Origin of the sequence: Kribbella sp. NPDC058245 (assembly GCF_042882005.1) — a bacterium.
GTDB lineage: Bacteria > Actinomycetota > Actinomycetes > Propionibacteriales > Kribbellaceae > Kribbella.
This window is the reverse complement of record NZ_JBHVWY010000008.1, coordinates 320,415-333,633: the sequence shown is the minus strand read 5'-3', so window position 1 is coordinate 333,633 and position 13,219 is coordinate 320,415. Positions and strand designations below refer to the sequence as shown.

The following is a 13,219-nucleotide window of genomic DNA, read 5'->3' as shown; positions in this document are numbered from 1 at the left end:
TCAACTTACAAAGGGTTCCGCTCAGGGGCACTCTCTTTACTCGGTATTCCTGAGCCAGAGTTTCTGAATATCTCCCGCTCGGCCACAGACGGCGATGCGGAAGCCGGACGCCAGGCACTCGGCGTTCATGCTGCCCTACTGCCTTGCCGTCATAAACAGGGTCCCGAATGGTCCTCGATACTGACCGCGGTCGGCGAGGCCGCTCGTGAACGCTCTCGACGGTGCGATTGGTAGTCACTGAGTGGCCGTGTGAGGAGGAGAGCGTCGTGTAAACGCTGCAAGCCATTAGGCGCCTGCGCCAAGACTGCAGGGGTTTCTGCGCTAGGAAGCTCCACCGCCTGGACCCGGCGGAACGATCTGGACAGGTCCGGGAGGCACTCGGACAGGATGCGTCGTGCCTGCCTCTTGTCTTTGACCAGGACGACAACGGTGTCGGTTACCGTTCGGAGGCCGAGCATTCTCGCCTGATGACTTGATGGCACCATGTCGCAAAGTGGGATGCCTGCCCATCGACCGCCACTCAATCTACTGAGGCACTCGATGGCCAGAGCGTCCAGTGGGTCGTTCACCAGGATCGGCGTGGCTTCGCAGTCTAGGAGGTCGAGTTGCTCGGCCAAGCCGATCAGGCTGGATGAGCGCCTATGGATGAGAGTGGTCGGGGTCGCTGTGTAGTACGGCGACTTGTCGCCCTGGCGGACTCCAACGAATCCAGTGATCTGCAGGCGGTAGTTCCTTGCTGGCAGCATCAATTGATCACGGAATCGATCGACGGTGCGGCCGTCTGCGTCCAAGGATCCCAGGCCGGCATCGCGAACGGTTGCCAGATCGAACCCGCGAGATCTGAGGTGGTTCGTGAGGCGCGATCGGCTATCGGGGGCGTACCCCACGGACCAGTGCGAGCCGGGATCGAGAAGCTCCGCGACGCCGGCGGACTCTATGTACTGCCGCGCCGGGGCTCGTTTGTCTCGCAATAGCTCTCGTCGGTAGAACTGCGCAGCGACACCGTTGACCTCGACCAGTCGTGCGCGCCTCGATTCCTCCAGCCGGGCAGTTTCCCTTACTGAGCTGGACTCTGAGGCCTTTCTCCATGGTTCCAAGTGATCCACAGCCTCGACGCTCGAGGCCGGGGCTTTCCTTCAGAACCTGGATTTGTCAGTCCAGGACTCCTGGAAAAGCTGCCTTACTGGTCGATGCGAGGTCCGAACTGCAGCAAGGGAACGTCGTAGAGGTCTGGGTTGCGCTGGCGAGTGAACTGCGGTCCCGATACCTCGACGACGTACATCTCGGTGAGGAACTGAATCTTGGCGCCGAGCAGATGGCTGGTGTGGGCAGCGGCAGAGTGGGCTTTAAGTCCAACGGATACGTGGATGTGCGGGAGGACGGTCGAGGACTCCTCGTCGTACGCCAGCGTGCCGCCGCCGACGGCCTCGACGTTCTCGAGGTGCACGGAGCTCCAGACGGGGGCGTCGGGGTTCTCGAGCTTCTCGCAGGTGCCGACGAGCTGGACCTCGCGCATGCCGGCGATGAACATCGGGATGAAGCCCTGGCGTACGTCGTGCTCGGCGCAGAACTCGGCCAGAGCTCTGTAGAAGTCGTCGCCATGGTCGAAGTGGACCGCGAAGGTCCGACCCATAGTGAGTTCAGCGGCGCGCAAAGTCTTCTCCTTCGAGGACGTCGATGTAGGACACGAAGCTGATGGCGGTGTTCAGCCCGCGGGTCGACAGTAGGCGGCTGCGCGGGTGACAAATGTCGTCGACACCCGCCGTTGCAAGCTCTGTGCACCTTCGCCGGAACCAACTCCACGGCACCTGCAGGTGGTCAGCTAGCGCCTCCAAGCGTCCAGCTGGCGTCATCTGAGGCAGCGATGATTCGCCGCTCACCTGGCCGGCAAGGTCCCGGTAGGTGACCAGGCGGGAGGGTGAGGCGCTGGCCTCGACGCACCACAGGCCCGGGCTGCCTAGCCAGTTGGCAACGACAGCCTGGCCCGCCAGCACAAAGCCTTCCACCTCAGCATGCTCGGGCTCCACGCTGAGTTCCACCTTGATACCGAAGCCTTCCATCAGCGCCACCGCGAGCAAGAGCAACACCCGCTCATAGCCAGGCGAAGCCTGGACCTCGCTCTCCGGGATACAGAAGCCGCGACGCAGACTCGTGAACCTTCGCGACGTACGCCGCAGGTAGTCGAACTTGTGTGACCACAGCAACCAGGCCGCGGCCTCCTCACCCCGTTGCTCACGAGTCCAGAAGAACGGCTGTTCCCCGAGTTGGTCCAGGTTGCGCAGAATGTGCCGGGAGCAGAATTGGGATCCCAGCCACTGGGCGGCCACCGGGTTGAGAAGGGGCACCTCCTCGAGATCCCCACACGAGACTGACCGTCCCTCCTGATCCGTGACATACGCCTGGCTCCGCTCAAGGTGGGCGTCATCAGCAAGCAGCGACGAATCGGCGTTGGTCGTCGCCCAAATGATCCCGACGGTCAGATCATCAACGATGTTCGCGGCGGGCACCGCCTGCGAAGGTGCACCACGTCCAGCTCGGTCCATGAATCGACGGCCATCGGCGACGTAACTCCGTTGATCACGATCTACCGCCACCACCAGCGACCGCCGATCGGGCCGAACAAGTCCTGCCAGCATCTCTTCGCTGGGATCAACCAGAAGGAGTTCGCCGCCTTGTCGACTCGCGCTGGTGTAGTGAGCTGAGAGGTCAGCGCCGAAGTACGACCGACCAGCCGGCACCCTGACGCACTCGATTGGACCCGATGCGCTCCTCGCCTCGGCTAGCGCGAGCAGGTCAACGGACGCAGGCGTTAACGGCCGCGGCCCTGACCGAGGATTCTGGAATCCGAGCTCCTCTGGCGTCTGTACCCCGAGTACCTCGCAGAACGCGCTTCGCAAGGGTTCCCGAGGCCACTGGTACCAGCCTCGCTCGTAGTCTGAGATCACCTTCGACGAGATCTCCGCGACCTGGCCGGTCGCCCGGTAGATCGATGCGTTGAGCCTCTCGGCCAGGACTTCTTGCGACAACGGACCGCGAGCATTGCGAAGCGCCTTGTTGGGTTTCCGACCACGGTCACCCACGATCGACACCCATCGGGGTGGGTAGCTCGTAACCATCTCGCCGTACGACGTCCCGCCGATCGACTCCGATGTACGCCGAAGCCAGCGGGCGGTGACCGGCGCGGTCCAAGAGCCTGATCCGCACGCTGGGCACGAAGCCACGGGGAGCTCCCCGCCGTCGCCCAACGACAACCAGCCGACCACCGCGGAGCCGGCCAGTCTGCTCGTGGATCCACCGCTCAGCGATGCTTCGCACAGTCGGCTTCGGCGCCCGACTGAACACACCCACCCCGGACGCCGCGGTCACCCACTCGCTGGCGTTACCGCGCGTGGCAATCTCGAACGCGTACATCTTCCTGCCTCGCATGTCCCCCTCCTCGGGTTCGTGCAGGCAGGATGCACCAGGACCGTCGGACAGCGACACGACATCGGCCGACATCTCCGGGATGTCTCAGTTGGCCTCAAAATGTCCCGAAATGTCTTAGGTTAGGTCTTGTGCCTAACGAAAGACTGCGAGCAGCGATGGTGGAGCAAGGCCTGACCCATCATGCCCTCGCGGAGGAGCTTGGTGTCAACGTCAAGACCATCGAACGGTGGGTTGTCGGCGACTACCTCCCGTTCGCACGGAACAGGCACGCGGTAGCGGCCCGCCTCGGCCGCGACGAATCCTACCTCTGGCCGGACGCACTCCCCCGCGACAAAGCCGCCGCCATCTCCGAGAGTGAGATCGTCAAGGTCTACCCCCGGCGATCCGACGTACCGAGCGACGACTGGCGCCATCTCTTCCGATCGGGCACCGAGGAGATCGGCATTCTTGTCTACGCTGGCCTGTTCCTGGCTGAGGATGCCGGCTTCCAGCGCATCCTTCGGAAGCAGGCGAAGGCCGGCGCCCGGATACGGATCCTGCTCGGCGACCCGAACGACGCGAGTGTCTCGGACCGCGCGCGGGAAGAGGGGATCGGCGATGCGTTGGCCGCCAAGATCCGGAATGCCATAGCCCTGTACGGCGATCTCTCGCGCACCGCCGGCGTCGAGTTCAGGATCCACCGGACCGTTTTGTACAACTCGATCTACCGTGCCGACGACCGCTTGTTCGTCAACACCCATGTGTACGGGCTGCCTGCTGCTCAGGCGCCGGTGTGGCACCTCCGGAAGATTCCTGGGGGCGAACTCGCGGGCCATTACGTCGAAAGCTTTGAACGAGTCTGGACCGACGCGACGCCGATGACGGAGGCCTGATGCCGAAGCGTGTCGACTACTACGATGATCCGAACGCACCAACGATCAACAGCATGGTCCCTTCGGTCAACGTGGTCATCGAGAACGACGAAGGCGACATCCTGCTCATCGAGCGCACGGACAACGGCAACTGGGCTGTGCCAGGCGGAGGCATCGACCTCGGCGAGTCGATGTCGCAAGCAGGGGTCCGCGAGACCAAGGAGGAGACCGGCGTCGACTGCGAGATCGTCGACGTAATCGGCATCTACACCGACCCGAAACACGTCATCCTCTACACCAGCAACGGCGAGGCCCGCCAGGAGTTCTCCATCCTCCTTCGTGCTCGTGCCACCGGCGGCGATCTGACCACGAGCAGCGAGAGCTCCCAGGTCCATTGGGTTCCGCGTTCCAAGCTCGCCGGCCTCCAGATGGACCGCTCGATGCGTCGCCGCATCGAGCACTACCTCACACCTGGCGAGACCATCTATTTCGACTAACGGTGTAGTCGCCTTTGGGTATTGAGGGCAGCCCTCCGCAGTGATGGCGCGGAGCGAACCACCGACCGGTGCACGACATGTCCGCTCGAGTACCTCATCAGAATCTCGCTCAACCGCTCCTCGACCTCGACCCGGCAGCCGTCCGGGTCCGTCGTCAGATCGCAGTACGTCAATGCCTCAAGCAACTCGACATCCGGCAGTGGGAACTCATCAACCAACTCGGGAATGCCGCGCTCATCGGCTTCAACGAGAGCCCCGGTGTGATGCGCGACCAGTCGGCACACCATGTCCTCGGCCACCACGACATCCCGCAGATACCGCGCGCCGTCCAGCGGGTGAAAGCCAGTCGAACGCAACACGGGTGAATACCCAATGTCGTGGAGCCAGGCAGCCACCTCGACTACTCGAGCTCGCTCCCCCAAGGTCTCTCGCAGCCCCTGGGCCCGCAACCCGACTCCTTGCGTGTGTGCCCAGCGCCGCGGCAACTGTTCCCGGAGCAATCGCCCGGCCAAGGCCATGGCTTCCTCGACATCGATCATCATTCGACAGTACGACGGACGGCCTGGACATCAGAACCACATCTGGCGAAATCTTCAGGTAGTCAGTTGCCCGGAGATGTCCGCACGATCAGCCGCCCGGACTCACGCACTCCCGAGACGCTGACCAGATCAGCTCGAAGCTGCTCACGTAGGTACCGAACATCTCTCCGTGCTCAGAGCGGCGGTAGTGAAACACCGGCGACTCCGAGTCGGACAACCCGTACGCACGCTGGTTGACGAGCAACTGCTCATCAGAGATGTAGATCGAGTTGTACATCCCCGCATCGTCGTGCACCCGCAACTCGACTGCGCCAGCCTGCATCAAGGGATGCAGAAGCCTCACGGACGCTGTGGATCCCGTTTGCACCGTCGCAAGCGCGAATCGCACCCGAGCCCCAGCCTCACCCTTAGCCGCGAGTAGCTGGACGAACTCAGCATCCTGCAGCAGCAGGTCCGAGGCGTTAGCGAGCAACGCGACCTCCGTGCGAGCCGAGCCGAAGAATGCAAGCCAGTCGGATCGAGTGATACCGGAGCGCCTCGGGTACACCGCAGCCAGATCCGACGGCTTGCTGGATCCTGGCAGCGTTGCATCAAGCCTCGGCCACAACACGTCGGCGTCAACACCCAAAGCAGCAGCAAGCGCGGCACGGCTACCGGGGTGAGGTACCTGACCCCGCATCCAGTTCCGGACCGTCTTCGGATCGACGGAGAGTTCGACCGACAGGTCCACCTCAGTGAAGCCCGCGTCGTACATCGCCCGCCGGAGCACCTCGTTCACTCGAATCGCACCCTTACCCATGGGTAGATGTCGGTAAATGTCTGATCCGACAGTAGCACGAAATGTCCGTAAATGTCTGAGAACGGGCTTCTGCTGTCCCGCCTGTCGCCGACAGGCTTAGGGCACGCTCGGCAGTGCCGTCGAGCGACCACCAAACTGATGGAGGGGTGCCGAGGATGCACGAGACAACCGCATCTGAACGGCAACGTGTACGCGTCTGGTTCGGGAAGGTCGCCTTCGTTGACCGGACCACAACGCCAGAACTCGCCCAGCCGTTCGCCGATGCGATGAAGCGTAGGTTCGCGAGTCTGCCGGTCACCGTCGACAAGGCCGACAGCTACGCCTCGGACACTGTCGATGGCCACGGACAGGCCACACGATGAGCACCGAGTGGTGGATGATCCTGATCGCCAGTGCGGTTCTCGGACTCGGGATGGTCTGCGACGTCGTCTACGACCTGTGGTGGGGTCGGCGATGATGCGTCGTGGCGAGCTGTACCGGTTCCGCGACCCTTCTGGCGTCAGCGGCACAGGGGTGGTGGCCCTACTCGTAGAGTTCCCGCCAAACGATGACGGCCAGCAATGGGTCGCAGTGAAGTGGCTCGGCAAGCACCCCTGCGCCACGTTCTGGACGAGCGTCGGCGATCTCCTCGAAGTACATGGGCACCTGGGCGCATCAGAAATTCGCTGGCTCGACCCTGACCCCTTCGACGTAGACAGCGAGCCCGCCGCTTCCTGCACTTCGCCCCTGCGAACCTGAGCCGGCGTGGCTGACGTGTCGAGCGGCGGTCTCCGCGTCGGTCACGCCTTCCAACTCCACCTCGCGCCTCACCGCGCGGTGGAGAACACGGGGAACCAGGGTTCCTGCCGCCGTCTCCCCTGTCGGTGGCAGGAACCCTGCCCATGCCAAATCGCACAGTTCGGACGACTCTGCAACGCGAACCCTCACCTACAAACGCCTACGCCGCCAGATCCGGTCCTTCCACCGCTGGCTCTGGGGGCACGCCCACTCCATGCGATAGGGACGACTGCCGCGACGAAGCAGTGCAGCGACCTTCAACGGCCGGTTGCTGAAACCAGGGCATCAATCCATGTGGAAAGGGCTGATGTACGAGTGTAGAAACCAACACCGTCCAGTTTGCAGCCGTCGCCCCAGTTGGTGATCGCCACGAGGCGAAGCTGCTTATCGGTGGTCTGAAAAACAGGGCCGCCGGAGTCGCCACTACACGTATTCCGCGTGGCAACTTTTTCAGGGATGGCGCAGAGTTGGTCGTCCGACTTCAGTTCGGGCGCTGCGGCTTCGGCTAGCTGACACTTCGCTGCGTCGGCCGGCCGCAGCGGCACACCGTGCTTGCGGCATGGCGCGGGTTCGGCTTGGTCGATGCGGCCCCATCCCACTGCGGTCAGGGCATCCTGGGGGCTATCGGAGATGTCCCCTAGTCTGACCGGCGGAACTGTCGAGGGAGATTTTAAGATGAGAATGCCGGCGTCGAGACTGGCGGGTTTCGCAATATGGAAGGACTCGATCGCAATGCGCTCACCCGCTATCGCCGCTGTGCGGCACAGGTTGTTGCCACCTACAACCACTTCTATGCGGCTCACCGGTCGGCCCTCGATGCAGTGCGCCGCGGTAAGAACTACGTTAGGGCGGATGAGCGTCCCGCCGCAGAACTGTGCGCCGAAGAGGTCATCAAGCGGCGCGCTTGCGTTGATCAGCGCCACGCTGCCCGGTTCCTGAACTGCGGAATCGTCGGGCACCCCGGCAGTGTCGTTGCTGCCGCACGCTGTCGCGCCAAGCAGAGTCAATGCGACCGCCGACACCAACGTCAACCACGACGGTCGCATTATCCTCCACCTTCTCGACAACTATTCAGGGCATTCCCCGTTGGTGACAGTGAATGCTGTGCGGGCTTCGTTGTAAAATTCGCGTTTGTCGATCTCGTACTCAATGCGCAGGCCAGCGAACCGCGACGCGGATCCGGGGTTCGCTCGCCGGAGATGAAGCACCAGGTCGAGCATGACCATCTTCGGATCCGGATCAGGGCCGTACTCGGTCCGCGCCGGGATGGTTGCGCCGACCGCGTTCCTGCGTTCGGACCAACCGACTCCTGGGCCCGCCTGCGCCTTTGCAGGCGGCGGCCACTCGGGCGGCGCCGACATCAGCGTCCAAGTGCCATCGGCAGGACTGCGCCTGATCGGAACGATCAGAGCGTCCACAATCTCGAATCCATCGGCCTCAAGCAAGGATACGGAGGTGATGGCAGCCGGTCGATCGCCCTTGTTGAACACGGTATTTGCGGTGTACATGACATCGGAACTCCGGACGCCAGGGGTGCACAGGTGGCTCTCCTCGTCGGCGCTACCGACGCCAGCCGGGCCATCCGAGTCCCTGCCTGGTAGCACGCGTTCGCTGCAGGCTGCGGTGGCGAACATGATCAGGGTCGCCACCGCAGCCGTCATCCAGCGACGGGGTTCATCGTGAGACAAGTTTTAGCGCATTTCCGTCGAAGGGTCCCTTTTCACCGCAAAGCTTACGGCCTAACTGGAAAGTATAGCTGATCTTGGTTTTGATGCTGTAGCCGCTGACAGTGGATAGTTCGAGGCCAACCACATTAGTGACATCGTATCCGTTGGTCCAGAGGATAGCCTTAGTTCTGGTTTTGGCCCAATTCGTTCCCGCGCCCCACGGTTGACTGCAGTAGGGCGTATCCGGCGTGAACTTGATATTTCGGGTTCGTGCGCCGCCTTCCCAGTTCAGCGCCCGCACTGTGTAATAGCGCTGAATGATTTGCCCCTGGATTGACCATTGCGTGTGCTCGTATCGCCCGAAGCGGTAGGCGGTGTCGTGGAACTGCTTCGCGTTTGCCCCGACGCGAGGAAAGGTGATATCGCCGTCTGCTGACCTTGCTATCGTTCCGCTTTTCTTGAAGCTGCCGTATTTTCCGCTAACTGAAGCCCCGACGCCGATTTCGCTTGTCGAGCTATCCAAGAAGCTGAATTGCGTCAACACTCCAGTGGTGGTCGACCAATGCTGACCAACCAGGTCCCACTTCGGACCATAGTCAGCGACGAGCTTTGTCGTCCACTCTTTCTGCAGTGGTGTAGTGCGCGGCTCCTGATGGATAACTGCGTCTGCGTCGTCGGTTTCAGGCGCGGGCTCCCCGACGGGGGCATTCTTGTCGACGCCAGCTCCCTGCAATGTCAGTTCGAGGTCGCCCGGCTCGGCAACTGCTATTTCGGACTCGTCGCTATTGACGTTCGAGAGGACCAGCTCTCGTTCGCCGTCTGGTGTCTTAGTGACATTCAGCTTGCGCGGAAAGCTGAACGGCAGGACGGCATCGTCGCCTTTTTCAGCGGTCAGTTCCATGTTCACAATTCCGTCGCGACCAGCCAGTGGCTCCAGTGAGGAGTTGCTGGCGATCCGGACCTCGAACTGACCATTGGCGTCGGATGTGGCCCGGGCGATCGGCTGCAGTTTCACGGTGTCGCCGACTACCTGCTTGTCAGTCACGTCGTTGCTCGGCCAGGCGAGAAGTACCAGATTGCTGCCGGCTGCCGGCGTGCCATCGCTTCGCAGTACGCGACCCTTGCTGACAACTGGAGTTTGCAACGTACTCGAGTCGGGCAAGGCCGAGACCTCCGGGTCTGCCGCCTCGTTCGGTTCGGTGCCAGCCGCCGTGGCTGTATTCATTCCCAAAAGCAGTCCGCCTGCTGTGAGCAGCGCGATGCTTCCCCTGAAGAGCATCTTCGTCCCCTCAATCAACGAACTCGCTGCGAACCAGTACGACGGCAGCGTCGAGCTCGGTCCAGACCACACCTCATTGGGTCTGGAACCTCGTCGGTGAATGCCTGAGGCGCCGCGCTCAAGTAGTCTTCAAGCGCGAGATTCAGGCGAGATCGATCTCAAGATCGATGTTTCCCCCAGGTGCCAGGGGCGCAGACGAGCCAGTTGCCCAGAAGACAGGCCACCTGTTCCGAGAGCCCCAGTCTCTCTGGCTCAAGATCATGCCACGCTCGGTAGTCAGGAGGTATGCATCTTGTGAAGATTGCAGGAAGTGGCAACGCTCGAGAGCGCGCAGCATCGTGCGTCAATGGACGTCTGGCCTCCGCCGTGGCTGTACCCGTCCGAAGAGATCTGCCCGCCTGAGCTGTTGGCCAGAGTCTGGGTGGTGGTGCCGTCGACCTCGGCTGAGAGGCGGTTGCCAGCCTTGTTGTAGGCAAGCGAACGGAAAGCTATCCGGCGGTTGACGGCGAACGGTGGCCGGCGGCCCATGAGACGGCGTTCGTGGCACGAGGGATCTATTTCCGGCCGTCGTCGCGATCATGATCGCTAAGGCTTCCGAACCAAGCGATGACCTCGCTCGCGCGGTAACGAACGTGGCGGCCCACTCGCCCGCCTGGCGGGCCGTAGCCGTACGTTCGCCAGCGGTACAAGGTGCGTTTCGGAACCTTCAGATAGGCCGCGACCTGGTCGATGTCCCACAGAGGATCGGCGTCAGACATCGTCATCGCGCAGCTCCATCCGAGGGCTTCGGTTCATCTGGCGAGTGCGCTCGGCCTTGACCATCCGCCGTACCTCCCTCTGCGAGATCCCAAGGATCTCGGCGGCGGCCTCGGCCGATGCGCAGGCCTTGGCCAGTCGGGTCGTCTCTGACTCGCAGAGCACCTCGGCAGCGGCGATACGCTCGTCATGGCGTTGCATCGCTTGAGTTTTTGCTTCGCCTGCCCGTACGACGTTGCCGCGCGCCGCGACCACACCGGCGGTCGCGGCCTCTATCCTCGCCTGCCGATCGCGAGCACGCCGCAGAGCGGCGGCTCTCTCGCTTGCGCCCATCGTCACAACACCGGGCCGTCATAGTCGGACGAGAAGAATGGTGGCTCGGCTAGGCGCTGCGGTGCCGGCCGCATGTGATCACGCAGATAGTTGTGCACCTGAACACTGATCTGTCTTGTCGCCGGAACGAGCTGCTCGGAGAGCGTCTCAACCAGGACCTCCGGAGCCTGCGGTGCGACGCGCATCGCCCAGTTCGCAATGTAGTGAAGCAACGAGTCATCGGGCCTAATCCCGTTGTTCGCCAGCATCGCGTATGCGAAGAGCTCAGCCTCAATCTCACGAATACCGCGATCTGGCAGTGAGAGGCTCGTGTGGAGGTGCACGTGCCCGACCTCGTGGGCCAATCGGGCGAGCGCATCCACCGGCTTGAGGCGATCGGAGATCACAACCTTCTTCGTGCCGTAGTCGCAGTAGGCAGACGCCGTAGCCTCCATCGATTCCACGACAACGCTGGACCCTTTGAGCTGTGCCTGATGCCGCAACGCGACCCACAGGCGGCGCACCTTCTCCGGCTCGTTGCTCATAGCAACCTCCCGTGCTCATGGATGCCCGGAAGTTCTGGTAGCTCGAGATCAGGCGCAGGTCTACGCAGAGGCTGACCATGACTCGGGCGACGCTCCTGAGAGGTGCCAGCCAGCCGCCTAGCGATGTCGGACGCGACCGAGAGATGATCGGCGGTCCAAGCCAGGCCCGCGGTCAATGCGGCGAAGAACTCCGGGCGAGTGGTTCGCAGCCACCGGCTCTGAAGCAACCTGGTGTTGGTCGGTGTGTTCAAGTACCTCGGATCCTGGTTGCTGACGTCTTGTCGTGGAACGAACAGACGCCCATGACTCACCAAGACCGCAGCCGCGCGCTGCTGTCGCCGCGCGACCTGCTCCGCAGACCAGACGATCTCGTCAACTGCCTCCAGAATGCGAACGGCAGTCGCCTGATCCGTCACCAATGTGTCGGCTCCGAGTAGCTGCCCGTCCGGACGCACGAGCTGATCCAAAGCGGCTCTCAGCTCCACGAACATGGCCTCACTGGGCGTACCGGTATGTCCATCGAGATCCGATAGCCGTCGTCTCCATGACTCCGCGGTCCGCAAAGCACCTGCTTCGGCTGCTCGCACAGTCTGCTTGAGTACGCCGAGCTCCAACCGACGTACGGCCCCCAGCTCGGCGTGAGATGATGCGTGCAGGTGACCGGCCAGATGCCAGATGTATCCGCAGACGCATCGGATCTGCGCCGTCGTGGATCGCAAATCGCGGGTCAGCAACGTCTCCACAGCGATGTCGTCGTCGGCGCGTTCCCAGCGTGATGCGTACCGGGGCAACATCGATAGCTCGTCGTCGGCGCTGACAGGTCCGCCAGCCGAGAGCAAACCGAGCTCTCCCAGTCCGCCGCTAAGCCCGCCGTCGCTGGCGATTTTGTCGAGCTCTCCACTAGTCAGTTCCGCCAGACGTCGCTCAGGCGTCCGACTTCGGGTATGCCCGATGACACAGTCGGCGCCGATCAGCGCGATCGCCGCGACTTCTGCTCGCGCAGCCCGAAGGCGCCAAGGATCGTCGAGGAGGCTGGCGTTCGCCGCGTCTTGGAGTGCCAGCAGATCGCTGCCGGCGCCGATCGCTTGAGCCAAGCGCCCCAGTGGGCGATCAGACTGTACGGCGGGCTCGCCATACAGGTCAGCCGCTCGGAATCGATGCCGCAACCAGCGGAGATGGATCGCGCACGCAGCGACTACAGCCCTCCAGTCATCTACAGCCTCGGACCGATTCTTGTACCGGCTCTGCGCTGCCTCGACCGCGGTTCGACGCGCAGCACGCAAGAGGTCCTCATACGTCGCGCGCATCGCGCACCATCCGAATGTCTGTGGCCGCAGTCCGGAGTGCGTCGCCAAGCGCCAGCCGCCAACTGACTTCCTCCAGGGAGACCTCCAGCGTGTCTGCAAGTCCCGCCGCCTCCTCGAGGACCGCGACTGGATCCGCCTCGAGACTGCCCTCATAGATTCCGTACGGCGCGATGCCGAGCAGCGCGCACAGCCGGTACCGACTAAACGCCGTCATCGCCCAACGGCCATCCAGCGTGGTCGACTCCATCGCCTCGACGATCGCCTCAGCGCGAGTGACCAGGTCGACGAGACGTCGTCGTACCGGATCATCTTGTGTGTTCATCTGCGTCCTTCCGTTGGAGTCCTGAGTGCCGCCCGCAGGACTGGCCGATGGGTTCATCGCGACTCAACGGATGCCGAGGACAACTTTTTGGCCTTCGCGGCAAGGGGAAGCACCGTCACACATCTGGCACTTGAGGAGCAGG

At 62.9% G+C, this 13,219-nt stretch carries 17 protein-coding genes; 3 read left to right on the top strand and 14 right to left on the bottom strand.

Annotated features, from left to right (window positions below):
• Positions 1 to 149 precede the first annotated feature (149 nt).
• From ACFVWG_RS21185 to ACFVWG_RS21170, 4 genes are all read right to left on the bottom strand, one after another.
• Positions 150 to 1,106 carry a hypothetical protein gene (locus tag ACFVWG_RS21185; protein ID WP_391545050.1) on the bottom strand — a complete coding sequence of 319 codons (957 nt, stop codon included), beginning with the start codon at positions 1,104 to 1,106 and terminating at the stop codon, positions 150 to 152.
• A 74-nt stretch (positions 1,107 to 1,180) separates the two neighbouring features.
• The gene (locus ACFVWG_RS21180) at positions 1,181 to 1,654 is read right to left on the bottom strand and encodes a PPC domain-containing DNA-binding protein (RefSeq protein WP_391545049.1); all 474 of its coding nucleotides are present in this window, start codon (positions 1,652 to 1,654) and stop codon (positions 1,181 to 1,183) included.
• The gene (locus tag ACFVWG_RS21175; RefSeq protein ID WP_391545048.1) at positions 1,641 to 2,507 is read right to left on the bottom strand and encodes a hypothetical protein; all 867 of its coding nucleotides are present in this window, start codon (positions 2,505 to 2,507) and stop codon (positions 1,641 to 1,643) included. The genes ACFVWG_RS21180 and ACFVWG_RS21175 overlap by 14 nt, the downstream gene beginning before the upstream one ends.
• 565 nt (positions 2,508 to 3,072) lie before the next feature.
• Positions 3,073 to 3,426: a hypothetical protein gene (locus tag ACFVWG_RS21170; RefSeq protein WP_391545047.1), complete on the bottom strand. Its 354-nt coding sequence runs from the start codon at positions 3,424 to 3,426 to the stop codon at positions 3,073 to 3,075.
• Between the two features lie 128 nt (positions 3,427 to 3,554).
• Between ACFVWG_RS21170 and ACFVWG_RS21165 the strand changes: the two genes are divergently transcribed.
• On the top strand, positions 3,555 to 4,298 hold the full coding sequence (locus ACFVWG_RS21165) for a helix-turn-helix domain-containing protein (RefSeq protein WP_391545046.1): 744 nt from the start codon (positions 3,555 to 3,557) through the stop codon (positions 4,296 to 4,298).
• Positions 4,298 to 4,774 carry an NUDIX hydrolase gene (locus ACFVWG_RS21160; RefSeq protein WP_391545045.1) on the top strand — a complete coding sequence of 159 codons (477 nt, stop codon included), beginning with the start codon at positions 4,298 to 4,300 and terminating at the stop codon, positions 4,772 to 4,774. Before ACFVWG_RS21165 ends, ACFVWG_RS21160 begins: the two co-directional genes overlap by 1 nt.
• Here the strand turns inward: ACFVWG_RS21160 and ACFVWG_RS21155 are convergent.
• Entirely contained in the window at positions 4,771 to 5,313 is a 543-nt protein-coding gene (locus ACFVWG_RS21155) for an HD domain-containing protein (protein ID WP_391545044.1), read from the bottom strand. The two genes, ACFVWG_RS21160 and ACFVWG_RS21155, sit on opposite strands and share 4 nt — an antisense overlap.
• Before the next feature lie 88 nt (positions 5,314 to 5,401).
• Entirely contained in the window at positions 5,402 to 6,091 is a 690-nt protein-coding gene (locus tag ACFVWG_RS21150) for a multiprotein-bridging factor 1 family protein (protein ID WP_391545043.1), read from the bottom strand.
• 176 nt (positions 6,092 to 6,267) lie between these two features.
• On the opposite strand from ACFVWG_RS21150, the gene ACFVWG_RS21145 reads away from it, so the two are divergent.
• Positions 6,268 to 6,474 (top strand): hypothetical protein, encoded by a 207-nt coding sequence (locus ACFVWG_RS21145; protein WP_391545042.1) that lies wholly within the window; start codon positions 6,268 to 6,270, stop codon positions 6,472 to 6,474.
• 672 nt (positions 6,475 to 7,146) lie between these two features.
• On the opposite strand, the gene ACFVWG_RS21140 is transcribed toward ACFVWG_RS21145, so the two are convergent.
• From ACFVWG_RS21140 to ACFVWG_RS21105, 8 genes are all read right to left on the bottom strand, one after another.
• Complete coding sequence (locus tag ACFVWG_RS21140) at positions 7,147 to 7,848, bottom strand: S1 family peptidase (protein WP_391545041.1); 702 nt, start codon at positions 7,846 to 7,848, stop codon at positions 7,147 to 7,149.
• Between the two features lie 108 nt (positions 7,849 to 7,956).
• Positions 7,957 to 8,550 (bottom strand): hypothetical protein, encoded by a 594-nt coding sequence (locus tag ACFVWG_RS21135; RefSeq protein ID WP_391545040.1) that lies wholly within the window; start codon positions 8,548 to 8,550, stop codon positions 7,957 to 7,959.
• A gap of 13 nt (positions 8,551 to 8,563) precedes the next feature.
• Entirely contained in the window at positions 8,564 to 9,835 is a 1,272-nt protein-coding gene (locus tag ACFVWG_RS21130) for a hypothetical protein (RefSeq protein WP_391545039.1), read from the bottom strand.
• A 554-nt stretch (positions 9,836 to 10,389) separates the two neighbouring features.
• Positions 10,390 to 10,599: a helix-turn-helix transcriptional regulator gene (locus tag ACFVWG_RS21125; RefSeq protein WP_391545038.1), complete on the bottom strand. Its 210-nt coding sequence runs from the start codon at positions 10,597 to 10,599 to the stop codon at positions 10,390 to 10,392.
• Positions 10,586 to 10,924, bottom strand: coding sequence for a hypothetical protein (locus ACFVWG_RS21120; protein WP_391545037.1), 339 nt, complete (start codon positions 10,922 to 10,924; stop codon positions 10,586 to 10,588). The genes ACFVWG_RS21125 and ACFVWG_RS21120 overlap by 14 nt, the downstream gene beginning before the upstream one ends.
• A 2-nt stretch (positions 10,925 to 10,926) precedes the next feature.
• Positions 10,927 to 11,448, bottom strand: coding sequence for an ImmA/IrrE family metallo-endopeptidase (locus ACFVWG_RS21115; protein WP_391545036.1), 522 nt, complete (start codon positions 11,446 to 11,448; stop codon positions 10,927 to 10,929).
• Positions 11,445 to 12,542: a hypothetical protein gene (locus ACFVWG_RS21110; RefSeq protein WP_391545035.1), complete on the bottom strand. Its 1,098-nt coding sequence runs from the start codon at positions 12,540 to 12,542 to the stop codon at positions 11,445 to 11,447. The genes ACFVWG_RS21115 and ACFVWG_RS21110 overlap by 4 nt, the downstream gene beginning before the upstream one ends.
• Positions 12,543 to 12,738: 196 nt before the next feature.
• A complete protein-coding gene (locus ACFVWG_RS21105; RefSeq protein ID WP_391545034.1) occupies positions 12,739 to 13,077 on the bottom strand; it encodes a hypothetical protein in 339 nt (112 codons plus the stop codon).
• Positions 13,078 to 13,219 lie beyond the last annotated feature (142 nt).

Coding starts and splice junctions, on each gene's coding strand:
- ACFVWG_RS21105 (WP_391545034.1), bottom strand. CDS start 13,077: ATGAACACACAAGATGATCCGGTACGACGACGTCTCGTCGACCTGGTC.
- ACFVWG_RS21130 (WP_391545039.1), bottom strand. CDS start 9,835: ATGCTCTTCAGGGGAAGCATCGCGCTGCTCACAGCAGGCGGACTGCTT.
- ACFVWG_RS21125 (WP_391545038.1), bottom strand. CDS start 10,599: ATGACGATGTCTGACGCCGATCCTCTGTGGGACATCGACCAGGTCGCG.
- ACFVWG_RS21170 (WP_391545047.1), bottom strand. CDS start 3,426: ATGCGAGGCAGGAAGATGTACGCGTTCGAGATTGCCACGCGCGGTAAC.
- ACFVWG_RS21160 (WP_391545045.1), top strand. CDS start 4,298: ATGCCGAAGCGTGTCGACTACTACGATGATCCGAACGCACCAACGATC.
- ACFVWG_RS21145 (WP_391545042.1), top strand. CDS start 6,268: ATGCACGAGACAACCGCATCTGAACGGCAACGTGTACGCGTCTGGTTC.
- ACFVWG_RS21135 (WP_391545040.1), bottom strand. CDS start 8,550: ATGACGGCTGCGGTGGCGACCCTGATCATGTTCGCCACCGCAGCCTGC.
- ACFVWG_RS21120 (WP_391545037.1), bottom strand. CDS start 10,924: ATGGGCGCAAGCGAGAGAGCCGCCGCTCTGCGGCGTGCTCGCGATCGG.
- ACFVWG_RS21115 (WP_391545036.1), bottom strand. CDS start 11,448: ATGAGCAACGAGCCGGAGAAGGTGCGCCGCCTGTGGGTCGCGTTGCGG.
- ACFVWG_RS21155 (WP_391545044.1), bottom strand. CDS start 5,313: ATGATCGATGTCGAGGAAGCCATGGCCTTGGCCGGGCGATTGCTCCGG.